This is a genomic window from Pannonibacter sp. (assembly GCF_051860505.1).
Taxonomy (GTDB): Bacteria; Pseudomonadota; Alphaproteobacteria; order Rhizobiales; family Stappiaceae; genus Pannonibacter.
This window is the reverse complement of sequence record NZ_JBHYDX010000006.1, coordinates 80,591-105,172: the sequence shown is the minus strand read 5'-3', so window position 1 is coordinate 105,172 and position 24,582 is coordinate 80,591. Positions and strand designations below refer to the sequence as shown.

At 62.0% G+C, this 24,582-nt stretch carries 19 protein-coding genes, 1 tRNA gene and 1 riboswitch; of the genes, 9 read left to right on the top strand and 11 right to left on the bottom strand.

What is annotated here, in order from left to right; genetic code table 11:
* Positions 1–14: 14 nt before the first annotated feature.
* Entirely contained in the window at positions 15–1,109 is a 1,095-nt protein-coding gene (locus tag ACTIFE_RS06130; protein ID WP_439528277.1) for a 2'-deoxycytidine 5'-triphosphate deaminase, read from the bottom strand.
* Positions 1,110–1,249: 140 nt separating this feature from the next.
* Positions 1,250–1,329, top strand: a riboswitch (SAM riboswitch).
* Between the two features lie 41 nt (positions 1,330–1,370).
* On the opposite strand from ACTIFE_RS06130, the gene ACTIFE_RS06125 reads away from it, so the two are divergent.
* A complete protein-coding gene (locus ACTIFE_RS06125; RefSeq protein ID WP_439528276.1) occupies positions 1,371–2,618 on the top strand; it encodes an O-succinylhomoserine sulfhydrylase in 1,248 nt (415 codons plus the stop codon).
* Positions 2,619–2,626: 8 nt separating this feature from the next.
* Here the strand turns inward: ACTIFE_RS06125 and ACTIFE_RS06120 are convergent, their stop codons facing one another.
* A complete protein-coding gene (locus ACTIFE_RS06120) occupies positions 2,627–3,229 on the bottom strand; it encodes a CDP-alcohol phosphatidyltransferase family protein (RefSeq protein WP_439528275.1) in 603 nt (200 codons plus the stop codon).
* Positions 3,230–3,438: 209 nt separating this feature from the next.
* Here ACTIFE_RS06120 and apaG point away from each other — a divergent pair, with 209 nt between their 5' ends.
* Positions 3,439–3,831, top strand: coding sequence for a Co2+/Mg2+ efflux protein ApaG (gene apaG, locus ACTIFE_RS06115; RefSeq protein ID WP_439528274.1), 393 nt, complete (start codon positions 3,439–3,441; stop codon positions 3,829–3,831).
* A gap of 3 nt (positions 3,832–3,834) precedes the next feature.
* Here apaG and ACTIFE_RS06110 read toward each other — a convergent pair whose 3' ends face one another.
* Positions 3,835–4,248 carry a tellurite resistance TerB family protein gene (locus tag ACTIFE_RS06110; RefSeq protein WP_439528337.1) on the bottom strand — a complete coding sequence of 138 codons (414 nt, stop codon included), beginning with the start codon at positions 4,246–4,248 and terminating at the stop codon, positions 3,835–3,837.
* Positions 4,249–4,470: 222 nt separating this feature from the next.
* On the opposite strand from ACTIFE_RS06110, the gene ACTIFE_RS06105 reads away from it, so the two are divergent.
* Positions 4,471–6,132, top strand: coding sequence for a lysine--tRNA ligase (locus ACTIFE_RS06105; RefSeq protein ID WP_439528273.1), 1,662 nt, complete (start codon positions 4,471–4,473; stop codon positions 6,130–6,132).
* A 12-nt stretch (positions 6,133–6,144) separates the two neighbouring features.
* On the opposite strand, the gene ACTIFE_RS06100 is transcribed toward ACTIFE_RS06105, so the two are convergent.
* Entirely contained in the window at positions 6,145–6,966 is an 822-nt protein-coding gene (locus ACTIFE_RS06100) for a thermonuclease family protein (RefSeq protein ID WP_439528272.1), read from the bottom strand.
* A 46-nt stretch (positions 6,967–7,012) separates the two neighbouring features.
* Positions 7,013–7,660, bottom strand: coding sequence for a S24 family peptidase (locus ACTIFE_RS06095; RefSeq protein ID WP_439528271.1), 648 nt, complete (start codon positions 7,658–7,660; stop codon positions 7,013–7,015).
* Between the two features lie 201 nt (positions 7,661–7,861).
* On the opposite strand from ACTIFE_RS06095, the gene ACTIFE_RS06090 reads away from it, so the two are divergent.
* Together ACTIFE_RS06090 and ACTIFE_RS06085 are read left to right on the top strand one after the other, a co-directional pair.
* Positions 7,862–8,206 (top strand): DUF952 domain-containing protein, encoded by a 345-nt coding sequence (locus ACTIFE_RS06090; RefSeq protein ID WP_439528270.1) that lies wholly within the window; start codon positions 7,862–7,864, stop codon positions 8,204–8,206.
* Positions 8,203–9,300, top strand: coding sequence for a quinone-dependent dihydroorotate dehydrogenase (locus ACTIFE_RS06085; RefSeq protein WP_439528269.1), 1,098 nt, complete (start codon positions 8,203–8,205; stop codon positions 9,298–9,300). The genes ACTIFE_RS06090 and ACTIFE_RS06085 overlap by 4 nt, the downstream gene beginning before the upstream one ends.
* Before the next feature lie 28 nt (positions 9,301–9,328).
* Here the strand turns inward: ACTIFE_RS06085 and ACTIFE_RS06080 are convergent, their stop codons facing one another.
* Positions 9,329–10,117 carry an ion transporter gene (locus tag ACTIFE_RS06080; protein ID WP_439528268.1) on the bottom strand — a complete coding sequence of 263 codons (789 nt, stop codon included), beginning with the start codon at positions 10,115–10,117 and terminating at the stop codon, positions 9,329–9,331.
* Positions 10,118–10,327: 210 nt separating this feature from the next.
* On the opposite strand from ACTIFE_RS06080, the gene ACTIFE_RS06075 reads away from it, so the two are divergent.
* A tRNA-Gly gene (locus tag ACTIFE_RS06075) sits at positions 10,328–10,401 on the top strand.
* A gap of 163 nt (positions 10,402–10,564) precedes the next feature.
* A complete protein-coding gene (locus tag ACTIFE_RS06070; RefSeq protein ID WP_439528267.1) occupies positions 10,565–13,876 on the top strand; it encodes a beta-1,3-glucanase family protein in 3,312 nt (1,103 codons plus the stop codon).
* A gap of 28 nt (positions 13,877–13,904) precedes the next feature.
* On the opposite strand, the gene ACTIFE_RS06065 is transcribed toward ACTIFE_RS06070, so the two are convergent.
* Positions 13,905–15,794 (bottom strand): glycosyltransferase family 2 protein, encoded by a 1,890-nt coding sequence (locus ACTIFE_RS06065; RefSeq protein WP_439528266.1) that lies wholly within the window; start codon positions 15,792–15,794, stop codon positions 13,905–13,907.
* Between the two features lie 38 nt (positions 15,795–15,832).
* Between ACTIFE_RS06065 and ACTIFE_RS06060 the strand changes: the two genes are divergently transcribed.
* Positions 15,833–16,804, top strand: a complete 972-nt coding sequence (locus tag ACTIFE_RS06060; RefSeq protein ID WP_439528265.1) for a transporter substrate-binding domain-containing protein — start codon at positions 15,833–15,835, stop codon at positions 16,802–16,804.
* A gap of 113 nt (positions 16,805–16,917) precedes the next feature.
* Positions 16,918–17,559 carry an alpha/beta family hydrolase gene (locus ACTIFE_RS06055; protein WP_439528264.1) on the top strand — a complete coding sequence of 214 codons (642 nt, stop codon included), beginning with the start codon at positions 16,918–16,920 and terminating at the stop codon, positions 17,557–17,559.
* A 32-nt stretch (positions 17,560–17,591) separates the two neighbouring features.
* On the opposite strand, the gene ACTIFE_RS06050 is transcribed toward ACTIFE_RS06055, so the two are convergent.
* The 4 genes from ACTIFE_RS06050 to argF form a co-directional block, all read right to left on the bottom strand.
* Positions 17,592–21,011: an efflux RND transporter permease subunit gene (locus ACTIFE_RS06050; protein ID WP_439528263.1), complete on the bottom strand. Its 3,420-nt coding sequence runs from the start codon at positions 21,009–21,011 to the stop codon at positions 17,592–17,594.
* Positions 21,001–22,410 carry an efflux RND transporter periplasmic adaptor subunit gene (locus tag ACTIFE_RS06045; protein ID WP_439528262.1) on the bottom strand — a complete coding sequence of 470 codons (1,410 nt, stop codon included), beginning with the start codon at positions 22,408–22,410 and terminating at the stop codon, positions 21,001–21,003. Before ACTIFE_RS06045 ends, ACTIFE_RS06050 begins: the two co-directional genes overlap by 11 nt.
* Positions 22,411–22,663: 253 nt before the next feature.
* Positions 22,664–23,647, bottom strand: a complete 984-nt coding sequence (locus ACTIFE_RS06040) for an Hsp33 family molecular chaperone (protein ID WP_439528261.1) — start codon at positions 23,645–23,647, stop codon at positions 22,664–22,666.
* 10 nt (positions 23,648–23,657) lie between these two features.
* A complete protein-coding gene (gene argF, locus ACTIFE_RS06035; RefSeq protein ID WP_439528260.1) occupies positions 23,658–24,581 on the bottom strand; it encodes an ornithine carbamoyltransferase in 924 nt (307 codons plus the stop codon).
* Position 24,582: the final 1 nt, after the last annotated feature.

The window sequence follows — 24,582 nt, the reverse complement described above, 5'->3', positions numbered from 1 at the left end:
CTGCCTTTGCTCCGTCAGGCCAGCGGACGAAAATGCTTCGACAGTTTCAAGGCCTGCCCCTGGTAATTGGAGCCGATTCCTTCGCCGTAAAGGCTGTGCGGCCGTTCCAGCATGTGTTCATAAACGAGGCGGCCAACGGTCTGGCCATGTTCAAGGATGAAGGGCACGTCATGGGAGCGCACTTCCAGCACCGCACGCGATCCGGTGCCGCCCGCACTGCCGTGGCCAAAGCCGGGATCAAAGAACCCCGCATAGTGGACACGGAACTCGCCAACCAGCGGATCGAATGGCACCATTTCAGCGGCAAACAGCGGCGGCACATGCACCGCCTCCTGGCTGACGAGGATGTAGAATTCGTTCGGATCGAGGATCAACTCGGCAGGTCCGCGCCGGTGGATCGGTTCCCAGAAGTCCAGCGGGTGATGGGCATCCTTGCGGTCGACATCGATGACACCGGTATGATGCTTGGCGCGGTAGCCGACGAGACTTCCCTCACCCTGCCCGGCCAGATCGATGGACAGTTGCACGCCGCCGCCGATGCGCTCATGGCCTCCGCTGACGAGACGCTGCAGTTGATGCACGCTTTCCAGTTCATTGTCTGCAATCAGCGGCTCGCCGATGCGAAAGCGGATCTGCGACAGGCGTGAGCCTTCGCGAACGAGGATCGGAAATGTCAGCGGCGAAATTTCAGCATACAGCGGACCGCGATAGCCGGCTGGAACCGTATCGAAGGCCCGGCCCTCGTCGGTAATGACCCGGGTGAAGACATCCAGCCGACCCGTGGAACTCTTCGGATTGGCCGTTGCCGATATCGCTTCCGGCAAGGTGAGGCTTTCCTGCAGGGGGACGATATAAACGCAACCGGTCTCCAGCACGGCCCCTGGTACGAGATCGATCGTATGCAGGGCGAATGCATCCAGCTTGTCGGCGACCATCACGCCTTGCCCGGGCAGAAAACTGGCACGAACCCGATAGGCGAGATTGCCGAGGCGCAGGTCGAGACTGGCGGGCTGTATCTGTCCATCCACCGGTGCGCTGGCACTGAGGATACCACCAGAGCGGAACATGTCCTCGATCATATGGGCGGGCAGAATGCCTTCAGGGCGCATGGACAGACCTCTCCAATTCGCATCGCGCCAATGACAAGGGCCATCAGCACGCCGGTCCTGTTGCTTAGCCGAAGGTTTCTCTCCGGCCAACCAAGTTTTCTGCCTGTGATTGACGCACTGCCGGGAATGGCGTAATGCGTCAGCTGTTCCGTGGTGATTTGGGCCGGCCGGCTTGCAGCCACGTTAAATAAGTAGCTAAAAAGGTCGGGAGGTGAATCCCGGCCCCTATGGCCGGTTTTTTTGTATCTGGAGCCTCGACCCATGACCGCATCCGACGACACGTCCGCCCGCACAGGCGCCAACAAGGACGGCCAGACCTCCGGCCTGTCGGGCATGCGCACTGCGACCCGTCTTGTGCATGGCGGTACGATCCGTTCCCAGCATGGCGAGACATCCGAGGCGATCTTCCTCACCCAGGGTTTTGTCTATCCGAATGCCGAAGCCGCCGAGGCGCGGTTCAATGGCGAGGATCCGGGTTTCGTCTATTCGCGCTATTCCAACCCGACCGTCGCCATGTTCGAACGGCGGATGTGCGAGCTGGAACAGGCCGAGGCCGCAATCGGCACCGCCAGCGGCATGGCCGCGGTCAATCTGGCGCTTATGGCCAGCGTCAAGGCGGGTGACCACGTGGTGGCAGCCAAGGCGCTGTTCGGTTCCTGTCGCTACATCGTCGAGACCCTGCTGCCGCGCTTCGGTGTGACCAGCACGCTTGTCGACGGCACGGATCTCGATCAGTGGCGCGCTGCAGTGACGCCAGCGACCCGAGCGGTTTTCCTCGAGAGCCCAACCAACCCGACGCTGGACGTCATCGACATCGCTGCCGTCGCCGGGATCGCTCATGCGGTCGGCGCGCGGGTGATCATCGACAATGTCTTCGCCACACCGATGTTCCAGTCGCCGCTCACACTCGGCGCGGACGTGGTCGTTTACTCGGCAACCAAGCATATCGATGGCCAGGGCCGCTGCCTCGGCGGTGTCGTGCTGTCAGATGCCAAGTGGATCGAGGACGAGGTGTTGCCCCTGGTGAAGCACACCGGTCCGGCCATGAGCCCGTTCAATGCCTGGGTGCTGCTCAAGGGCCTTGAGACACTGCCCTTGCGCGTTGCGCGCCAGACCGACAGCGCCGCCGCGCTTGCTGACCGGCTCGCCGGACATCCAGCGATCTCCCGCCTGATCTATCCCGGCCGGGCAGACCATCCCCAAGCCGAAGTCATTGCCCGCCAGATGACGGGCGGCTCGACCATGCTGGCCTTCGAACTGACCGGGGGCAAGGCCGCTGCCTTTGCCTTCACCAATGCGCTTCAGGTGATCAAGCTGTCGAACAACCTGGGCGACGCCAAGAGCCTGATCACCCATCCGGCCACGACCACACACAAGAACGTCGCCGAGGATGCACGCCTGGAACTGGGCATCACCGACGGAATGCTTCGGCTATCGGTTGGCCTCGAGGATCCGCTCGACCTGCTGGACGACATCGCGCGTGGCCTGGCTGCTGCGACGGCTGCCTGAACCCGGCCTTAAAGGACCCTGATGGCGGTGGCAATTCGTGCCGCCGCCGACACGCCGCACAGGGCGGCAAAGCCATAGGCAAGCAGCGCAAAGCCCGCCGGCCATAGGCACATCAGCGCAAAGACCAGAATTGTCTCCGCGCCTTCCGCGAGGCCACCGAGATAATAGAGCGACTTGAGCCCCCGGCGCGAAGTTTCAAGGCGCTTGCGCTCTGCCATGATGGCAAAGGTCAGGAAAGCCGCCCCGTTGGCGTAAAAGCTCAAAAGCAGCACCGCCGCGGCAAGAGCATTGCTGGAGGGATCCTGCAGCGCAAAGGCCAGCGGGATGGCGCCGTAGAACAAGAAATCGAACACGATATCCAGATATCCGCCGAGGTCCGTCCGTTCGGTTGCCCGCGCCACGGCGCCATCAAGACCATCGGCAAGACGGTTGGCAAGGAGCAAAGGCAACGCCATGAGCGGATAACCGGCCGCAATAAGCCCGGCAGCGGCCAGTCCAAAGCCGAGGCCGATAACGGTGACGGCATTCGCAGTCAAACCGATAGCAGCCACGGTCCGCCCGGCCGCATTGAGGGGCGGATCAATCAGCGGACGGAGGTGGGCGTCGAACATCTCATAGTTCCAGCTTAGTCTGTTCGCCTGTTTGCGCCGCAGCGCGGCCCGCGGCAAGCCCCCTGCCCGTCACAGCTGCGTCATGGATTGATCACGCAAAGTCACGCGGCCGGAGTCCTCGATCCTTGCCACCCCTGTGCAACAGGAAAGGATCCCCCTATATGCGTCGTCAAAGGGGACAACTGTCCCATCGCTCCGCAGGATTCAGCATGTACAGAGCAACGACACAGGGCATCCAGATCACGGTCGAGCCGATGTATCTGGAAGAGCAGTCAGAACCGAAGAACGGACGGTTTGTCTGGGCCTATACGATCGAGATCCGCAATCTCAGCGCCACGCCGGTCCAATTGCGTCGCCGGCACTGGATCATCACCGATGCAATGGGCCGTGTCGAAGAGGTCGAAGGCGCCGGGGTCATCGGAGAACAGCCCGTCATCCTCCCCGGCGAAGCCTTCGAATACACATCCGGCTGCCCCCTGCCGACGCCATCCGGCATCATGGAAGGAAGCTACAGCATGGAACTGCCGGACGGCCGGATGTTTTCGGCCGAAATTCCGGCGTTCTCGCTCGACACACCCTCGATGCGGCGCATCCTGAACTAGGCCTCAGGCAACGCGGAAGCGCGCCTGGGCAGAGCGCTCAATGGCGGCAACCGTCAGTTTGTCGAGGCTAAGCCGGTCGCGCAACAGTTCGAGGAGACGCAGTTCTTCCTCCGGCACATCGCCATCAGCAGCCGCAACTTCGACGGCAAGGGCATAGGCTGTGTCGTAGAGCCGCTGCGGCAGGCTTTCGGCGATGAGATCAAGGATGTTGTCGAGGCCTTCCGGATCCTGCAGCAGCTCGCCGCAGGCCTGGGCAACCTTGACGATGCTGTCGCCGTCAAACCCGGCAAAGACCGGCAGCGCCTTGACGAGGTCGCCGATGGAGTGGAGTTCATTGTCCGGCATGGCGCTGTCGGCGGCCGACATTGTCACCATCACATAGAGAAGAGCTTCCTGAACGCTGACTTTCTGGCTCATAGACACGAGGGCCTCTCCTAACGGGGCATGAATTTACCTGCCCGCACTGGTAATGCCTCCCCGGCGACAGAACAAGCGCCGCTTTGCGCTTGGGCCCGAGAGTTTCATTGACGGACCCTTGCGGCTTTTCTAGTGTCCGCCGACCTGCTGCCGCGCCGCACAACACCGGACGGTGGCCGGCTTTCCGTCTTGTTCAAGACATATGCATGGATCCCGCTAGACATGAGCGCACATACACTCCCTTCGCTTGACCTGTCGCCCGAATTCGTCGAGGCGGCCCGGACCTCCAAGGCCTGGCCGTTCGAGGAAGCCCGGAAACTGGTGAAGCGGGTGGAGAAACGGGATCCATCCATCCCGGTGCTGTTCGAGACCGGCTACGGCCCCTCGGGCCTGCCGCATATCGGCACGTTCGGAGAAGTGGCGCGCACGACCATGGTGCGCACGGCCTTCCGCCTTCTGACCGAAGACAAGATCCCGACGCGGCTCCTGTGCTTCTCGGACGACATGGACGGCATGCGCAAGATCCCGGATAACGTGCCGGACAAGTCGTTTCTTGAGCCCTACCTGCACATGCCGCTGACGGCGGTGCCGAACCCGTTCGGTGGCGATTTCGACAGTTTCGGCCATCACAACAACGCCATGCTGCGGCGCTTCCTGGACACGTTCGGCTTCGAATACGAATTCGCCAGCGCGACCGAGTACTACAAGTCCGGCAAGCTCGACGGCATCCTGCTGCGCGCGGCTGAACGCTATCAGGCGCTGATGGACGTGATGCTGCCGACGCTGGGCGCTGAGCGTCAGGCGACCTACAGCCCGTTCCTGCCGATTTCCCCGATCTCGGGCCGCGTGCTTTATGTGCCGATGAAGGAAGTCGACGCCAAGAACGGGACGATCACCTTCGAGGGCGAAGATGGTCGCGACTGCACGCTGCCGGTCACGGGCGGTCATGTGAAGCTGCAGTGGAAGCCGGACTTCGGTGCCCGCTGGGCAGCCCTCAGCGTCGACTTTGAAATGTTCGGCAAGGACCATGGTCCGAACATGCCGCTCTACGACAAGATCTGCGAAATCCTCGGCGGCACGCCGCCCGAGCACTATGTCTACGAGCTGTTCCTGGCTGACGACGGCGCCAAGATCTCCAAGTCCAAGGGCAATGGCCTCACCATCGACGAGTGGCTGACCTATGCCGCGCCGGAGAGCCTGGCGCTCTACATGTTCGGCAAGCCGAAGACCGCCAAGAAGCTCTATTTCGACGTCATCCCGAAGGCGGTGGACGAGTACTTCGCCTATGCGGAAAAGTTCCCGGCGATGTCGGCGGACCAGAAGCTGATGAACCCGGCCTGGCATATCCACTCCGGCGACGTTCCGGCGATCAACATGCCGGTGCCGTTCTCCATGCTGCTGAACCTGGTTTCGGCCTCCAATGCCGAGAACAAGGACGTGCTGTGGGCCTTCATCACCCGCTATGCTCCGGGTGTGACCAGGGAAACCCATCCGAAGCTCGACGAACTGGTGACCTTTGCCATTCGGTACTTCGATGATTTCGTCAAGCCGACCAAGCAGTTCCGCGCACCCGATGACGTCGAGCGGGCGGCCCTCATGGAACTCGATGCCGCGCTGGCGGCCCTGCCGGCTGGTGCCGATGGCAGCACGATCCAGGACGCAGCGCTCGATGTGGCGCGTAAGATCGAGCGGTATCGGGACCACGCCAAGAAGAGCCCGGACGGTGGTCCCGGTGTCTCCGTGGCCTGGTTCCAGGCACTCTACCAGGTGTTGCTGGGCCTGCAGCAGGGCCCGCGCTTCGGATCTTTCGTTGCGCTTTACGGCATTGCCGAAACGCGTGCGCTGATCGCCAAGGCCCTCAGCGGCGAACTCGTCGCCGGTTGAGCCAGCACGCAATCAATTGGGAACACCAGACCCGGGGGCGCCTTGCGCTTCCGGGTCTTTTACATCGAATGGATTGACCCAGTCCCGGTTCGCAGTGGTGCCAGGCGCGACGACAAGGGGTTCGCCCGCCTCACCACCAGAGGAGACACCAGGATCGACCATTCCCGGCTCAACCGGCGTGATCAGCAAAGGGGGCGCGAGTTCGGCGACCCATTCCGCTTGCCATTGCCCGACCTTTGCAGCGCGTGCGGCCTCGACCGCGGCGATATAGGTGTCCGGCGCGTCTTCCGTCGGCACGGCCCATCCCTGCGACACCAGCCATAGCCCAAGATCGGCCGAGCCTTTGGCACAGGTGGCAGAGACCTCGCGTTCGCCGACCGCCGCCACCCTCTGGCAGGACAACGTGTAGGCACGGACCAGCCCCTGAAGCGAAGACCTGGCGCGCGCACCACAGGGCCAGTCGCCGCCGAGCCGGGAGGTACAGGATTGCTTGGGCCCCAGCGCCGTGACATGGGCAATGTGGACAAGCAGGCGCCCCGCCTTCAACGTCCCGCCGTCCAGCACCACAGCAGCCTTCACCTCAAACGCATCCTTTGGCAATCCTGCCTCCGGATCCCTGGGCTCGGCCAGCTTGCCGACCGGCGCAACGCGGATCAAGGGACCAGAGACGTCCGGGGTCGCCATCCCAGGTGGGGACACATTGCGGATTGCCGACGGAGGCGGTGCCGGATCCTGTGCCTGGGTCAGAACGGGCCAGAGACCGGCGACGATTGCCGGGCAGACACACAGCACGCCTGCCATCAGGCGCACCGGGACAGACAGACGCAAAGCCATGACGCGCTCCGGAGGGTCGGCCGCCTGAGGTACAAGGCGACCGGGGTTACTGGCTGGCCCAGACGATCCTGGCGATCCAGTCGATCTGGGCAAGGTCGAGCACGACAATGGTGCCGGACGCGGACAAGGGATGCAACTCGATGGTGCGCGCCGTGCGGCGATGCAGCACATGCAGGTCGATCCCACCGTCACTGGTGCGCACGACCACCTTGTCCCCGCGCCGCACCGGCGCCTTTGGAGCGACGATCACCGTGTCGCCGTCACGATAGGCTGGCAACCAGCCGGTGCCAGAAATTTCTAGCGCAAACAAGGGATTGCCATCCAGGTCCGGAAACGGGATGGCGTCCCAGCCCTTTCCGACCGGGTTCCCTTCATCGTCAAAATACCCCTCGGTCGTCGCCTCCGGCAGCCCGGCAAAAGGCAGTGTGGTCCCCGCAGGCACCACCGGACAAGGCGGCGTCTCCTCCGGAGAGACGAGAGCGACAAACTCGGTCAACGGGGCCCCTGTCGCCTCGAGAACCTTGGCAAGGGATTCGGTTGACGGCCAACGCGGGCGGCCATCAACGGCGATCCGCTTTGACGGGTTAAAAGTCGTCGGATCCAGCCCGGCACGCCGTGCCAGGCCGGATGGCGATAGACCCTTGCGGGCCGCCAGGGCGTCAATCGCTGCCCAGACACGTTCGTGCGAGAGCATGGTGCTCACCTCCCGGGTTGCAATTCAGGAATATATCCCTTTCAACCGCACCAAACTCCGGCTATTATTCCTGATGTCAAGAAAATACTGCCCGAGAACCTTGGCCGCATCGGTTGTCCAACGCAAATGCAGCGTTTAGGGTCCGCGCCAGCCTGACGTGTTCGGGCGAATGGCATCCGGTAGAAACAACGGCTTTCCGACATGACGCTCATTTTCAAGATCCTGCCCGAGGCCCTGTGGCGCGATGCCATGAACGCGGGCGTGTTTCACGGTGCCCCCGTAGACCTTTCGGACGGCTACATCCATTTCTCGACTGCAGAGCAGGTTCGCGAGACGGCCGCGCGGCACTTCGCCGGCAAGACAGACCTCGTCCTTGCCGCAATCGACAGTGAAACCCTTGGTGACGCCTTGATCTGGGAGCCGTCGCGCGGTGGCGCGCTGTTCCCGCATCTGTATGCCCCTCTGTCCCCGGACCAGGTCCGTTGGGTGCAGCCACTTCCGCTCGGCCCTGATGGCGTGCATCTGTTTCCGGAGCTTGACGCATGATCACCTCGCTTGCCAGCCGCTTCGCCTTGGGCGCGCTTCATTGTCTCGACGCAGAAGCGGCCCATGGCGTGACGATCCGCGCGCTCGCGGCCGGCCTCCATCCACGCACTGACAACGCGCGGTACAAGTCGCTTGCCCAAACCGTTCTCGGTCTCGACTTTCCCAATCCTCTCGGGATGGCCGCCGGATTCGACAAGAACGGCGAAGTGCCTGATGCGGTGCTGGGACTGGGGTTCGGATTTGCCGAAGTCGGAACAGTGACGCCCCTGGCACAGGCCGGAAATCCGAAGCCCCGCCTGTTCCGCCTCCCCGCGGACTGCGGCGTCATCAACCGGTTCGGCTTCAACAACGAGGGCCATGCAGCCCTGCTCGCACGGCTGGAGGCCCGGCGCCGGCGCGGCGGCCTTGTCGGTGTCAATGTCGGGGCCAACAAGGACACGGCCGACAGGGTCGCTGATTATGTCGCCGGCATCCGGACCTTCGCGGCTGTGGCCTCTTACTTCACGGTCAACATCTCCTCGCCGAACACACCAGGCCTGCGCGACCTGCAGGCAAAGGAAGCACTGGATGCCTTGCTTGCTGCCGTCATGATGGAGCGAGACCGGGGCGCTGTCGCGGCGGGGCGCAAGGTGCCCGTGCTGCTGAAGATCGCCCCCGATGTCTCTTCAGAAGGCCTCGAGGATATTGCTGAGGCCGTGCAGCGGCATGCTGTTGACGGACTGATCGTGTCGAACACGACCCTGTCACGCGTTGGCCTGCGCGACGCGGCAACCGGCAAGGAGGCGGGGGGCCTGTCGGGACGTCCGCTGTTTCGCCGCTCCACCATCGTCCTTGCCCGCACGCGCAAGCTGGTCGGCCCGGACCTGCCGATCATCGGCGTTGGCGGGATTGATTCCCCGGAAGCTGCCTTCACCAAGATCACGGCAGGGGCGACGTTGCTGCAACTCTACTCGGCACTGGTGTTCAAGGGCCCGCAGCTCGTCACGGACATCCTGGCGCATCTGGACACCGAATTGCGCCGGCGCGGGTTGTCCAACCTTTCCGAAGTGCGGTCGGCCAATGTCGATGGCTGGGCCAATGAGACGCTGGACTGATCTCCAGCGTCTCCCAGTTGTCATGAGATCAGGAGCGGGCGTGCCGGAGTTCGGCCACTTCGGCCCGCAAGGCGCGCAATTCTTCAAGCACGAGTGTCGTCTCGGATTGCAGGGCCTTGCGGTCCTCCTGCGCTTCGTGCTCATGCTCGTCCTGCATTGCCGAAACAATGATACCGACGAAGAGGTTCAGCACGGTAAAGGCCGTGCAGAGAAGGAAGGGAATGAAAAACACCCAGGCATAGGGATGAACTTCCATTACCGGACGGACAATGCCCATGGACCAGCTTTCCAGCGTCATGACCTGGAACAGGGTGTAGGTCGAGCGACCGAGGTCCCCGAACCAATCGGGAAAAGTCGCGCCATAGAGTTTCGTCGCCATCACTGCAAAGACGTAATAAACCAGTGACATCAGGACGATGATCGATCCCATTCCGGGCAAGGCGGCGAGAAGGCCGCCAATGACGCGCCGCAGGGATGGGACAATCGAGATCAGGCGCAGGACACGCAAGATCCGCAGGGCACGCAATACCGAGAACGGCCCGCTTGCAGGAACCAGGGCGATGGCCACAATCGCGAAGTCGAACAGGCTCCACGGGTCCTTGAAGAAAGACAGGCGGTGAGCATAGAGCCGCAGCAGCAGTTCGACAACGAAGATCCCGAGGATCGCACCGTCGATGAAATGCAGTTGCGGGCCAATTGCCGCCATCACTGTTCCGCTGGTTTCAAGCCCCAGAGTAACCGCATTGAAGACGATAACCGATATAATGAATGCTTCCCAACGACGGGATGAGGTAAGTGCGAGAACAGCGTCACGCATGATGCAATAAGCTCCAGGCCGAGAGTTCGACGGCCGCACCGTGGCAAGGCTCCACGGTTCACGCAAGTGAAATTATTCTTTCTAATCAAACTGTAAGACGCTCGTTTCGGTCCGTGTGCAGGCCTTGCAGCGGGCACCATTTGAGCCGCCTTTGGAAATCCCGCCGCAACGCTTGACTTCCAGGCGGCAAGGGGCGATCTATGATCCCGCGCGGGTATGGTGAAATGGTATCATGCGAGCTTCCCAAGCTCTTGGCGCGGGTTCGATTCCCGCTACCCGCTCCAGTCCCCCTTGCCAAATGCCCCTCCATGCTGCTCCCTCTGCCCTAGCGGCAGGGTTAAGCTTTTGTTGTCGATGCTGCAAATTTTCGCGGTGGCGGTAAGGCCTGCCTAAGGTCTTATGCATCAGGATTTCCCGCATGTTTCAAGCGGCGGGGGACGCCAGATCATGACCACTTTGAACCTTGCCTTGACGTCAAAGCTCCAGGCAACTTTGGGCAAGCCCGGGGCCTATGCCTATGCCGTCTATTTCGATGCCGACGGGACAGCGCACTGGACCAGGATGGTTGTGAACGGCTCAGTCAGTTCCGATGGCACCTATGCCATCGACCTGCCTGAGCAGTTGAACGGGGGCAAGGTCTATTTCCTCATCCAGAGCCAGGATCCGACTGCCGCTCAGACCGACCTGACCACGCTCATTACGCAGCAGAGCCAGATCAACTGGGGGGCGGCCGCCCAGTATCAGTTCCGGTATGACAGTTTTGAGGTCACCCTTCTGGGGCAATCCGGTGATGTCGGCAATCTGACTTCCGTCGAGGGCTTCGGCATCCCGATGGAAATTGAGGTGCCTTATGCGGACGGCACCTCACAGTCGCGCGGGTATGCCGGCTCCGGGAGCGTGATGTTCTCGAACCTCAAGGACGCCAACGGTCAATCGCTCTACACGTTTTCTGACGGTCCGCTGGCCGGAACCTATCGCGCTGCCATCTCGCCGGCGCAGTCAGTTGCCCAGGCCAGCGGCAATCAGCCCTACACCGCGTCAAGCTGGAATGGCTACATTGATACGCTGAAGACAGGCGCACCTGGCGTTTCGGTCGGAGGCTTCTTCAATGGGGCCAAGGATGGCAACGGCGTCTATCACAAGGCGGGTTTCTTTGCCTATGAGCTGGAATGGGTATCGGGCACTGACGGTGGCCCCGGATATTTCTGGCTGAGTCCGACAGCGACAAGCCAGATCAAGGGCCACATCAAGATCACGGCCGACGCGCTCGCCAACAGCATCTATTCCACGCTCGGCAACGTGGAGATCTACGCCAGCAAGACCGATGCCACGGCCTACACGATCCTGAACTCCGGTTCCACGGAGATGAACACCGGCGCAAACACCCAATGGGGTGAAGTCCTGACGCAGTTCCTGACCGGCTTTACAGCCGGCTACTACGGCACGCTCGGACAGGCGCTCAACCCGTTCGTCAGCCAGACCGTGAACCTCAGCCACAACTGGAACTGGGACCCGACCTACGCATTCAGCCAGAATCTCGCGGGAAAGGAAGCGCCCTTCCACGACTTCTACTCACAGGTGTTCTTCAACCTCTCCAACTCCTATGGCTCCGGCTATTCCGACAACCTGATGTCAGCCTACGCCCAGGGGGGCCCGCTGATCTCCGTCTCGGAAGAGATCAATGGCGCCTGGAAAAACGTCGACGCCATCAACCTGACCCTGTTCGACGACAGCGAGACACCTGGCGGCTATGTCCAGCCAATTATCTACAACTACATCGCCCCGGTTGGCGAAGTTGACTACGGGACCAAGCAGTTCTTTCTCGGGAGCTACAACATCCCCGCGTGGGAAACCGTGAACCCATGCTCGATCACGCTGAATTTCTTCAATCAGAACGCCATCCTCAAGGGCGACGCGTCAATCACGCTCCGGATCTTTGACGGCACGGTGAATGGTGTGCCATCGTTCCAGGAGGTCACGCTCAATGGAACCGGCGGCGACAGTCTCTGGCAGAACTGGACTATCTCGCAGAATGCTGCAACCGGGACATATGTGATCAATCCCGTTCCCGACACGCCGCAAACCGCAGGCTCTCTGGTCATCAGCAGCCTGCCAACGGTTCAGAACGGCATCGGCTGGTACCAGGTCGTCGTCGGCAAGGGTCCGTCTGCCAAGACCTTCAATCTCTATACCAAGACCGAAGACGGCGCCTTTCTCAATCCCGCGGTCGCCAACCAGGCCGGCAGCCTTGCGGTGGACGGGCTCGCCCTTGTCAGCCCGCAGAGCTCGACGAACCAGACGATCGAGACTTTCGCAATCGACTTCCTCTACAGCGGCAGCGCGACACTTGACCCTGCCCTGCTGACCTGGAACACGGATCCGCTGCATGTCAGCCAGCAACCCGCAGGCACAGCGCCTGTCGCTGGCACGATCACGGGGACAACATTCACCGCGCTTGACGGACAGACCAACCTCGTCAGCAACACAGCCACCAGCACGACCGCCGAAGTTGCCTTTGCCTGGACAGGAGCGAATTCTGCGGCTGGAACCGCAAGCTGGATTTCCGGGACCACCAACAAGGTCAGCGCGACCAATCTCGCGGCGCTTTCCTTCCAACAATCCGGCGTGAACGTCCTTGCCCCCATCTTTGCGACCGGCGACATCGACGGAATGTGGCAGACCAACGCGGCACAGGCTCTGGGCAATGGAACCTATACGGTGACCGTGACCGAGATGCTGGCTGCCGGCAGTGGCATTGGCGCAGCTGTCGGTCCGGCGAGCAGTGCACTCACGCTGAAGGTCAACGTGGAAGAAGCTCCGATTGTAGCCAACACCACTGGCAACGGAATCAAGATCGATCTGACCAGCACACCCGATGCAGATGCAAGCTGGGTCCGCCTTGCTGCGGTTTCGGAAGCCTCTGACACGGGGATCACAGTTCTCGTCTACGCGGTCGATCAGGCCGGCAACTACATCAACAAGGCAGGTGCCACTGGCACCAACCTGACCTTGAAAGATGCAGTCCGCGGCAGCATCGGGGCAGCGACGGATGACAATGGCGACACGCTGGCACTTGGCACACAGTCCATCCTGCTGCGCCCGGGCGAGGAGCTGCGCTTCGCACTGTTGTCTGGCAATGACACGATCACACTCCAGCCGGACGCCGTCGTCACGGGCGTATCCGGTGGATCGCTCACCGTCAGCGTCGGCAATCTCACGCTTTCGGCAACGACCAACAATGACCTGAGCAGCGGCGCCCTGCTGGCTGACGCGCAACGCCGGACGGACCTTCCCCTGCTGTATCTGGATCAGGGGCAAACGTTGGACCTCCTGCTGACCGGCAGCACGTCCCTGACCAACAGCCTTGCCTTCGTCCGGCTCGATGTCGATCTGAACGGGGCGGTGAGCCTGAACGGGATCAACCTGAGCGAGGGGGCGGCTTTCCGCTCTGAAGTCGCCAGATCGCTGGATGCAGGCGGAACCTTCACTTTTACCGGCACCGAAACATCACCCGTTTCGGCAAATTGGACCGTCGCCGGCAAGAGCGGCTACTATGCCCCCGTCCTGAAAAGCGGCACGCAGGAACTCTTTGTGTTGGGGCTCGCCAATTCTGATGGCGCCGAACACATTCGCCTGCTTGGAGAAAACATCTTTGGCTTCGAGGATCTGACCGTTGCACAGGGCGGCGATTTTGACTTCAACGACCTGATCGTCGGGATCTCGATAGGATCTGGGTCCACATCGCAGATATTCGGCTGACCTTTCGAAATCTCAGGGCAACCGAATGTCACGGGGTGCCGCGGCCGACCGGCAAGGCCCGTTGGCGGGCCGTGCCGTGGGTTGTCTTGTGCCAATGATGCGGGCGGATCACGAAATCCCAGATGGCGCGATAGAAGGCGAGGCTGGCGCAAAGCCAGTAGACCGGGATTCCAGCCACATCAATCAACCGCAAGGGTATCGCCCGCTTTCGCGCGGCGGTCATACCGGCAAAGACCGTCGCGCCATAGCCGACGGTTGCTGTCAGACTGCTGAGGATGACGACCATTTGCCCGACAAGGGTCTCGGTCAGGGGCAAGCCCCAAAGGCCGAAGAGATATCCGATCATCACCACGGTGAAGACCGGATGGACCGCCAGGGTCACAAGGCTCCCGGCAATGAGGATGCTCATGGGGATGGTCTTGGCAAGACCGGCCTGCTTCAAAAGGAGAGCCGGATCGCGCAGGTGAACGAAGCAGGTCTGCAGCCATCCCTTGTACCAGCGCGCCCGCTGCGCAGACCAGGACTTCCAGGTGACTGGCGCCTCTTCGTAAGTGGTGCTGTTGAGGGCCGCGCTGTCATAGCCGAACCGGGCGAGACGAATGCCGAGATCTGCATCTTCGGTCACGTTATAGGGATCCCATCCACCCGCTGCGATCAGGGCCGACCGACGAAAATGGTTCGAGGTGCCCCCCAACGGAAAGGCCCAGCCTTCGGCCGAGAACCAGGGGATCATCTGATCGAACAGGATCGCATATTCCATCGCAAACTGGCGGGTGAAGAAGCTGTCGCCGGCATTGTCGATGGACAGGCTCGCCTGCAGGCAGGCAAGTTTTTCTGGCGACGCGCGAAATCGCTGCACCGCTCTCTTCAACTGGTCCGGTTCCGGGCGGTCTTCAGCATCAAAGATCGTGACGAATTCGCCTTTGGCCGCCGCCAGACCATAGGACAGGGCACGCGGCTTGGTGCGCGGATGCCCCTCGGGTACGACGACGACTTCCATATGCGAAAGCAAAAGGCCGCTGAAAGCGGCCTTTGTGTCGAGATCATCGCATTCGATGAGAAACTTGATATCCAGTTTGTCACCCGGGTAATCGAGGGCCGTCAGTGCCCTGACAAGCCCCGGTACGACCGCAGCTTCCCGGTAGAGCGGCACGAGGATGGTGTAAAGCGGCCACTCTTCCGAGGCAGCCGGCAGGGCGGCGACACCGAAATGCGGCTCGATCCGGTCACAGATGGCCAGTGTGCCGGCCCGGACCGCGCTGACAACCCTGCCATAGCCCGTTGAAATGCAGCTGAGGCCAACCAGGAGACTGAAAGCAAAAGCCTGCGCCTCCAAAGGCAGCAACAAGCCGGACGCAAAGCCGGTGCTGAGCATCGACAGGCCGGAATACTGGCCCGGCGTAACCCGCTCGCGGGCCGACATCTCCGGAAACCGCTGCTCGAGTTCACCAGCGGGTGCCTTGAGAACCGTGATGGCGATGCGCATCGCCGACGGGGTCGTGATGCGAATGCACCGGGCCCAGTCCGGATAACGGCCAAGAAGAGCCCGAAGTTCGATGAGATCCTCAGCTGCCGGAGCAATGGCATAGATGGGCCGCCCGGTCTCGATCCCGATCAGCAGCGGGCCAGCCTCCCCTTCGCCGAACTGCATCACCACATCGCCGATCACAAGTGGTCGAAACGACCCGTCCGGCAGGAACGGAACTGCACAAGTCTCCGCTACGGCGCTGTAGTAGGTCTCTTCGGTGATCAGGGAATGCCGCAGAAGATGGTGCGCCGGATTGCCACCGTGATAGGATGCCATCAGACAGGCCCAGTCCACCATTGCAGCCGGAAACCCGCGTGCGACAAGAACCATCAACTCTGGCTCTATCCATTCCGGGCGGTGTTGCGAGATGCCGAGATTTTCGGCAGACATTGGCACAACCAGGGATGGTTCGCGCCGCGAAGTCGGAAATGATCCGGTGTCTTCCAAACCCATGTGCTTGCCGAGCCTCCCTGATCGGTGTCGCCCAGATGCCTGGTGAACGTAACGGAATGTTAACCATCAAACGCAACATTCGCGCAATGGTTACATTGTTTCTTCTTTCTCTTTTCACGATTATAGTTAACTCGAAAGTTGTGGCGGCCGACGAACTGCCCGCCTCTGGCTCGTCTGCCATCCTTCTCACCCAGAACGTCCCAAACTTTTGGGATCCACGCAGCCTGATGGAGCGGCCGGCCGAGACGCCGGAACGGATCGAGTTCCTGTCAACGGATGACTTTCCGCCCTTTGCTTTCCGGGACAAGTCAGAGCGCTTGACTGGCTTCCATGTCGACCTTGCGCGCGCCCTGTGCGAGGAGTTGCAGAGTTCTTGCAGCCTGCGCGTCAAAGCCTTCGAGGCCCTGGCCGACGCGCTGGAGGCGGACGAGGGCAATGCAGTGATTGCGGGGCTCGCGAAAACACCGGAACTTGCCGGGCAGTTCAGTTTTACTGATCCCTACTTGCGCATGCCGGGCCGGTTTGTGACCCGTCTTGCCGACGGTGCCGGCCTGGATGGATTGCAGTTCGCAGGAACAGAGGTGTCCGTCGAACGTGGCAGCCGCCACGCCGCATTTCTCAGGGCGCGAATGCCAGAGGTGGTGCTGAGGGAATACGATACCATCACCGAAGCACGCGAAGCACTGCGGTCAGGTGACGTCGGTGCCCATTTCGGGGATGGCATGAGCCTGTCATTCTGGCTGGGCGGCGCCTTTTCGGAAGGCTGCTGCATGTTCGTTCCCGGCCCTTGGCTGGAGGACGCTTACTTCGGCAACGGCCTGCGCATCGCCGTCCGCCAGGACGACGCTGTCCTTCTCGAAGCGCTGAACTATGGTCTTCGTCGGTTGCAGGAAAAGGGCGTCTACAGCGAGCTCTACCGGCGCTATTTCCCCATCAGCTTCTTTTGAAGCCTTGGGCTGCGTGATTGCGGACCTGATCCTCCTCCGCTAGATCAGCACTGACTGGGCCTGAGCGCAGCCTTCATCAACCGTCCGTACCCCGAGCGAAAGCACACCTGCATATGACCGAACTCCTCTGGACACGCCCCGAGATGCCGCCCGTCGCAACGCTTTTGTTCGCGCATGGCGCAGGAGCTGCGATGGACTCCAGCTTCATGAACCGAATGGCGGCAGCACTGGCGGAAAATGGGGTTGCGGTGGCCAGGTTCGAATTTCCCTACATGGCTGCGCGCCGCAGCGGCGGCAAGAAGGCTCCGCCGCCCAAGGCTGAGTTGCTCGTCAGCGCATTTCAGACCGCCTTGCAACAGGTAATGCCGGAGGTCGAGGGCACTCTTCTCATCGGCGGCAAGTCGATGGGAGGCCGCGTGGCCGCAATGCTGGCCGGCGGCGCTTCGCTGCCCGGCCGGGTGATGGGTGTCGCCTGCGTCGGCTATCCCTTCCACCCCACCGGCAAGGCCGATGTCTGGCGCCTGGAGCCGTTGGCCGAATGCCGCCGACCGGTTCTCATAACACAGGGCGAGCGCGACCCTTTCGGATCTGCAGCAGACCTGGAATCTGTGGCCCTGCCGGACCAGGTCGCCATCACCTATCTGGAAGACGGCAACCATGACCTTGGCCCGCGCGGTCAGTCTCCCGCGACATGGGATGGCAACATTCACAGGGCTGCCGAGGCAATCGCGGCTTTTGCTGCCCGGATTGCCTGACACCTGACGTTCTTGCATCTGTCGCCGGCGGACTACTCCGCCGGCACGATCCCCTTGCCGGGTGCTTGTGCCGCATCATCCCCCGCGACCGCCGACCCGCGGCCCGGCTCGCGATGAAACACGATGCGGCCGATGTCATCGCCGATGACCAGCAGCGACGGAACCAGGAACAACACCAGAAGCGTCGCGGTTCCCAGACCAAAGACAATGGTAATGGTGATCGGCAACAGGAACTGCGCCTGGATATTGTCCTCGAACAACAGAGGCCCCAGACCGGCAATCGTCGTGAAGGACGTGAGGATCACGGCCCGCAGACGATCACAACTTGCCAGCACCGCCGCCTCGCGAAACGTCGTCCCCTCCCGGATGCGCTCGTCAAAGCGCGACACCAGAATAATCGCGTTGTTGACGAGAATGCCGGACAGGCCGAGCAGGCCGATCAGGCTCATCATCGTCAGTTGATAGTTCATGATGTAGTGGCCGCAGACAGCCCCAACCACGCCGAAGGGGATGATGACCATCACCACCAGTGGCCTTGCATAGCTGGCAAATGTCGCCGCGAGGATCACATAGATCATGACCAGTGCCATGAGCACGCCGACGCCCAGATCGCCCATGGCATTGGCCTGCTCTTCGGCTTTTCCGGCAAACTCGTAGGCAAGACCGTAGGTGTCTGCGAGGCGCGGCATGAACTCCTTTTGCAACTCGGCCACGATTTCCGTGTTCGAGGTGACCTTTGTGTCGATATCCGCCACCACGCTGACGATCGTCCGTCCGTCACGGCGCTGGATCACCGAGAAGCCCTGGACATCCTTGAGAGCGACGACTTCTGTGAGCGGCACGAACTCACCGCTCGGCGCGCGCAGCAGAAGGTCACGCAGCGCGTTCGAGCCCTGGCCATCAAAGCCCTGCCGGACACGCACGGTCACTTCCTCATCACCTTGAGCGAATTTCCGGGCGATTGCCCCTTCCACCGCATTGCGCACCTGACGCGCTGCCGTCTCGACCGTGAAGCCAAGTGCGCGGCCACGCGGGGTCAGCTGCATTTGCAGCTCCGGCTTGCCATAAGGCAGATCATCGGTGACACCGGAAGTGCCGGGATAAGCCGAGAGGGCATCCTGCAGTTCTGCTGCGGCCTGCTTGAGCCTGTGCAGCGGCGCGCCGGACAACCGGATGTCAAGGTCCCGCCCCGGAGGGCCGCCACGGGTCTGTGAAATCGAGAACCGGGCCAGCCCCGGGATCTCGGGCAGGGCCCGGCGCCAGGCCTGCACGATATCGGGGGTGCGAATGGTGCGCTCCTCCGACAGGGTGAGTTGCACCGAGATCGAGGCCACATTGTCGCCCCGGTTGTTGCCGGCACGGCCAAGCAGGGCATAGCTTGCCGCCACCAGCGTCTCGCCATTGTCCTGCGTCAACCGTCCTTCCGCCTCGTACAGCGCCTTCTCAATCGCCGCGACACCCGCAATGGCCTCGGCCTCCGGAATTCCGGCCTGGAAAAACACCTGGGCTTGAATGTTCTCGGACTCAGGCGAGGGGAAGAAGGTGAAGCCAACACGCCCGCCCCGTACAAGTCCCACCGTCATCAAGAGGCTGCCGATGGCGATGGCCAACACCACATAGCGCCAGTTGACCGCCAGCCTGACAAGGCCGCGGAACGGGCGGTCGCGGAACCATCCGAAACCGGCATCAAAGCTGCGCCGGAACCGGCCCGGCTCCTGCGAGGCCGGTGTGCTCTTTTCGCCTGCGCGATGGCGCAAGGCGGTCAAACCGGCCTCGACGGCAAGCGCGACCAGAAAGCAAATGCCGATGACGAGACCGGCAAAGACCAGCAGCCCGGTTTGGTTCAGCATCGCGCGCAAGGGGTCGGCGAGCATTGCCAGTGCCGGTGCTACACTCATCTCCGGCCGCTCGGCAACACCGATCAGGAACACCGCCGGCAGGCCCGCAACGAGCACAACGCGCCACCAGCTCCAGCCAGAGCGCGATCCAAGCGAATGCGAAAGATGCCCCGGCAGGACAAAGAAGCACTCGACCAACGAAGCCAAGATGATGGAAATGACCACCACCGGCAGAGCCATCATGATCTGCCCGAGCACATCCCCGATCATCAGAATAGGAAGAAACGCCGCAATCGTCGTTGTTCCGGACGCGATCACCGGCCAGAACATGGTGCTGGCGCCATTGATCGCAGCGATGTCCGGCGTGTCTCCCAAAGCCAGACGTGTCGCGGTGTGTTCCCCCACCACAATCGCGTCATCCACGATGACGCCCAGCATCATGATGAAGGCAAAGAGCGAGATCATGTTGATGCTCTCGCCAATCAGCCACATCAATCCGAGCGCTGCGCAGACAGCGACCGGAATGCCCGTGGCGACCCAGAGCGCGATCCGCCCGTTCAAAAACACATAGAGGATCAGGACCACGAGCGCGAGGCCGCCAAGCCCGTTCTCGACCAGCAGCAAGATGCGGCCCTCGACCTGATCCGCGCGCACATCATACTGCAGCAACTCGAGGGTTGGCGGCAGGGTTGGGCGAACTTCCTCGAGGTAAGAGGTCAGGATCTGAGCCGCCTTCAGGGTATCGGTATCCTCCAGCCGCAGGACCCGCAACTCGATGGCACGCCCCCCCTTCGAGAACCCCTGGAACTCGCCGTCATCGAAAGACCGGTTGACGTTGGCGATATCGCCGAGACGGGTCTTCTCGCCGGATTCGAAGGCCTTGACCTCGATGGAACTGATCGCTTCCGGAGACTGGGCCTCAGCCACGGCACGGATCTGTCGCTCGATTGCGCCGTTGAGATTGCCGGCAGGCAGATCCTCGGTGTTCTGGCTAATACGATCGGAAATGTCGGAGATCGTCAGATCGAGGCGGCGCAATTCGCGTTCCGGGACTTCGATCAGATATTCCGGCGAGCGATAGCCGTTGAAGTCCACACGGTCGATACCCCGGGCCAGAAGATCATCGCGGATCTTGCGGGCATAGACCTTCAGTGCATCCTCGGTAAACGGACCACGCACGGCGAGAGTGGCGACGGCGTCAGTGAAAGTGGAGGCTGAAACGACCGGCGCCTCCGCCTCGTCCGGCAGGGTGGAAATGGAAGCCACCGCCTGTTCGACGTCCGACAATGCCTTGGGCATGTCGGCGCCTTCCTCAAACTCGAGAGTGATCGTCCCCGAGCCTTCGCGGGCATAGGCGGCAATTTCCTTCAGAGCCGTCAGAAACCGCAGTTCCGGTTCCACCACTTCAAGCACATTGCGCTCGACATCCTCTGCCGACGCGCCGGGCCAGGCGATGCTGACCGTGATCCGGTCCGAACGGATGGTTGGAAAGAACTGCGTGTTGAGCTGGCTGAGACCGAAGACCCCGAACATCAGCATCACGGCCATGAGCAGGTTGGCCGCGTTCGGATGGCGTGCAAACCCGGCAACCCAGTTTCCCGCATCAGCGCGCATTTGTAGCCTCCGAACCTTGCGGACGTGCTGCGGCCGCATCTGGTGCGGCTGTTTCGCCGAGTGGGCGCACCTTGACGCCGCTGCCGCCACCCGCGATGCGGGTCGTCACGACGACGTCTCCATCCTGCAGCCCGCCGGAAACAATCACATAACCCTGATCATAGGCTTCGATCCGCGCGTCGCGCGGAGACATGCGGCTGTCATTGACCACATAGATCCGACCATCTTCATAGACCGCCGTCTCGGGCACCCGGGCCGTCGCAGGATAACTGCGGTCCGGAATAGAAATCTCGACGAATGCGCCAGGGCGCAGAGGAACGGCACCTTCCGGCGTCACCACCCTGGCAAAGACATCGACACCGCCCCGGGTTCGGGCCACATCGGCCCCAACCCGGTCCACATTCGCCCGGTACCGGACCGGCTCGGTTCCCAGGACCCAGGAGACCTCTACAGGACGTCCAACAAGTGAGCCAGTCTGGGCGATCAGCCGGCCGTACTGATTGTCGGAGAGGGTGAAGCGCACCTCCAGCTCGTCGCGCGCATAGAGCGAGGCAACCACATCATTGACATTGATCAGCCGCCCGACCTGGGCAGCTTCACTGCGCACGACAGCATCAAAGGGAGCGAGCAGCACCGTGCTGGCGAGATTGCGCTCGGCCAGTTCAAGACGCCATTGCAGCCGCTGGATGACCGCTGCCTGTTGCTCGATGCCTGTTTCTTCAACCGCCAGGGTGTTGCGCACCTGTTCCTCGGCTTGTCGGCGCTGCGATACCAGCAGACGCCGCTCGTCGAGCGCCCGTTCGGTCACGGAGCCGCTCTGGCGCAGCTGTTCGGCCCGCTCCAGGTCCCTTTCAGCAAATGCAAGTTGCTCACGGGCCCGCTCCAGGCTGTCCCGGGACAGGGCGACCCGGCTCTCGATCTCGATCTTCCGGGCCTCTGCTTCCTGGAGATTGGCACGCGCCTCCCGCACAGCCCCTTCGAAGTCAAACCGGTCAACAGCGACAAGCTCAGCGCCCTTCCGGATGCTCCCACCCGCTTTCAGTTCGGGATTGACGGAAATGATTTCACCGGCGACCAACGAGCGCAGGTCAACCTCGCGCCCGGCGGTCACCTCGCCATAAAGGCGAATGGCAGGGGTGTGATCGGCCAGCCGAACGGCAAGGGTCTCAACGGCATAGCTTTGTTCCTGAGCCGGGCGTTTGGGCACCTCTGGCTTGGTCAGAACAAAGTGCCGCATCCCCATCACCGCGCCAGCCAGCACCACCAACGCTAGCACCGACTGCAGCAGGGCCTTCAATACAAGGACAGATCTTCCGCTCCCTGGCCGGGGAACAGGCAGTTGGGTTTCGTCCTGATCCGGAACCTTGATGTCCCGCTTTGTCTCGACAGCCTGCAGCACGCGCAGCGCCTCCTTCATTCCCGTTATACAGCGGGAACAGGTGCGCTGGATCAGCCATGACACTGGTTGATCTGCCCAGGGGTACCCGAACAGCGTTGCCAGACCAAGGAAGATGACCTGATGGCCGTCTGCAGGCACACACAGGGTCTGCCGGGCAAACGGCGCACGCGCACCGTGATCTATCCCTCAAGTCACGGTAATCACGGGCACGGGTCAGCGGCAATCAGTCATTTGTCGCGATCTGTCGCAACAATCAGACGGCCTCAGCCTTGAACTCATAGCGGGTGCTGCAGAATTCGCAGGTCACGACGATCTTGCCGTCTTCAACCATCTCGGATTTCTCCTCCTCGGAGAAATTGACGAGGATCGCCTCGATCTTTTCCCGCGTGCACCGGCACCGGTCAGCGATCGGCTGGGCATCGAACATGCGCACGCCCCGTTCATGGAACAGGCGAAACAGCAGCCGCTCGACCGTGATCTCGGGATCGGTCAGTTCGTCGTCTCGGACAGTTGTGACGAGGCTCTTTGCCTCCATCCAGGCGTCGTCATCCTCGACGACATGCGCCTCAGCGCCTTCCGGCATGTCACCACCATGCAGGTCGGCCTGCTTCATGCGCTCCGGCGCTTCCGGCAGGAACTGCACGAGAATGCCGCCTGCGGTCCAGGCCTCCCCCGGGGCTTGCCCTTCACGGCGGGTGAACAGTTTGCCGACGGCCAGACGCACCTCGGTCGGGATCTGCTCCGAACGCGCAAAATAGCGGCGGGCAACTTCCTCAAGCGAGATCCCATCCAGTTCGACCATGCCCTGGTAGCGCTGCATGTGCTTGCCCTGGTCGATGGTCATTGCAAGATGGCCGCGACCCAGCAAGGTTGCCGGATCAGCGGTTTCTGCAGACGCGCCATGTCCGAACGCCTCGGCATCGAAGCGGGCATAGGCGCGGATCGCATCGGGACCGGAAAAGTCGACAACCAGCATCGAGACCGGGCCATCCGACTGGGTCTGCAAGGTGAAACGCCCGTCGAACTTCAGCGCCGTCCCGAGCAAGGCAGTCAGGACGATGGCCTCGCCCAGCAACCGCGCCACGGGAGCCGGATAGTCGTGCCGGTCTAGGATCTGGTTCAGCATCGGACCGAGCGCAACCGCACGGCCGCGCACATCCAGCCCCTCAACCGTGAAAGGCCGGACCGCATCGGCTCCGGCCGGCGTCAGTCCATATGCTGCAATGTCGAATGCCACGGATCCGCCCTCAAACGCCGTTGAAGCACCAGGCGAGAATACCCTTCTGCGCATGCAGCCGGTTCTCTGCCTCGTCAAACACCACTGAATTCGGCCCATCCATCACCTCGGACGTGACTTCCTCGCCGCGATGGGCCGGCAGGCAATGCATGAACAGCGCGTCGGCCTTCGCCTCGGCCATCAGACGCGTGTTAACCTGATAGGCGCTGAGCAGGTCGTGACGGCTTTCTTCGTCGTCATCGCCCATCGACACCCAACAATCGGTGACGATGCAGTCTGTGCCCTTGACGGCTTCAAAGGGATCATCGGTCACGACGATCGAGGCCCCCTTGGCCCGCGCTGCTGCGACGAGATCAGCTGGCGGGGCCAGTTCTGCCGGTGTCGCAATGCGCATCTCGAAACCGAGGCGGGGCGCCGCATGGATCCAGGACGCCAGCACGTTGTTGCTGTCGCCGGTCCAGGCAATCGACTTGCCTTTGATCGAGCCGCGATGATCCTCGAAGGTCATGATATCGGCCATGATCTGGCACGGATGCGAGCGCTTGGTAAGACCATTGATCACCGGAACGGTGGCGTTGGCGGCCAGTTCCTTGAGATCGCTCTCGCTCAGGATCCGGATCATGATCGCATCGACGAAACGCGACAGAACACGGGCCGTATCGGCGATGGTCTCGCCGCGGCCAAGCTGCATCTCGGCACCGGTCAGCATCAGCGTCTCACCGCCCAGCTCGCGCATGCCCACATCGAAGGAGATGCGTGTCCGGGTCGAGGGCTGCTCGAACACCATTGCCAGCACCTTGCCAGCCAGCGGGCCTTCGCCGCGGCGCACGCCGTTTCGCTCGCGCTTCAGCTTGCGGCCGAGGTCCAGGATGGCGCGCAGCTCATCCCCCTCAAAGTCGGTGAGATCCAGAAAATGACGCAGGGACTGGGACATG

Bases quoted from the DNA above. Each gene is read 5' to 3' on its own strand.
- ACTIFE_RS06070 (WP_439528267.1), top strand. From the start codon at position 10,565: ATGACCACTTTGAACCTTGCCTTGACGTCAAAGCTCCAGGCAACTTTG.
- ACTIFE_RS06120 (WP_439528275.1), bottom strand. From the start codon at position 3,229: ATGTTCGACGCCCACCTCCGTCCGCTGATTGATCCGCCCCTCAATGCG.
- argF (WP_439528260.1), bottom strand. From the start codon at position 24,581: ATGTCCCAGTCCCTGCGTCATTTTCTGGATCTCACCGACTTTGAGGGG.
- ACTIFE_RS06130 (WP_439528277.1), bottom strand. From the start codon at position 1,109: ATGCGCCCTGAAGGCATTCTGCCCGCCCATATGATCGAGGACATGTTC.
- ACTIFE_RS06110 (WP_439528337.1), bottom strand. From the start codon at position 4,248: ATGAGCCAGAAAGTCAGCGTTCAGGAAGCTCTTCTCTATGTGATGGTG.
- ACTIFE_RS06090 (WP_439528270.1), top strand. From the start codon at position 7,862: ATGACGCTCATTTTCAAGATCCTGCCCGAGGCCCTGTGGCGCGATGCC.
- apaG (WP_439528274.1), top strand. From the start codon at position 3,439: ATGTACAGAGCAACGACACAGGGCATCCAGATCACGGTCGAGCCGATG.
- ACTIFE_RS06060 (WP_439528265.1), top strand. From the start codon at position 15,833: ATGATCCGGTGTCTTCCAAACCCATGTGCTTGCCGAGCCTCCCTGATC.
- ACTIFE_RS06050 (WP_439528263.1), bottom strand. From the start codon at position 21,011: ATGCGCGCTGATGCGGGAAACTGGGTTGCCGGGTTTGCACGCCATCCG.
- ACTIFE_RS06085 (WP_439528269.1), top strand. From the start codon at position 8,203: ATGATCACCTCGCTTGCCAGCCGCTTCGCCTTGGGCGCGCTTCATTGT.
- ACTIFE_RS06065 (WP_439528266.1), bottom strand. From the start codon at position 15,794: ATGTCTGCCGAAAATCTCGGCATCTCGCAACACCGCCCGGAATGGATA.
- ACTIFE_RS06055 (WP_439528264.1), top strand. From the start codon at position 16,918: ATGACCGAACTCCTCTGGACACGCCCCGAGATGCCGCCCGTCGCAACG.
- ACTIFE_RS06095 (WP_439528271.1), bottom strand. From the start codon at position 7,660: ATGCTCTCGCACGAACGTGTCTGGGCAGCGATTGACGCCCTGGCGGCC.
- ACTIFE_RS06080 (WP_439528268.1), bottom strand. From the start codon at position 10,117: ATGCGTGACGCTGTTCTCGCACTTACCTCATCCCGTCGTTGGGAAGCA.
- ACTIFE_RS06105 (WP_439528273.1), top strand. From the start codon at position 4,471: ATGAGCGCACATACACTCCCTTCGCTTGACCTGTCGCCCGAATTCGTC.
- ACTIFE_RS06125 (WP_439528276.1), top strand. From the start codon at position 1,371: ATGACCGCATCCGACGACACGTCCGCCCGCACAGGCGCCAACAAGGAC.
- ACTIFE_RS06100 (WP_439528272.1), bottom strand. From the start codon at position 6,966: ATGGCTTTGCGTCTGTCTGTCCCGGTGCGCCTGATGGCAGGCGTGCTG.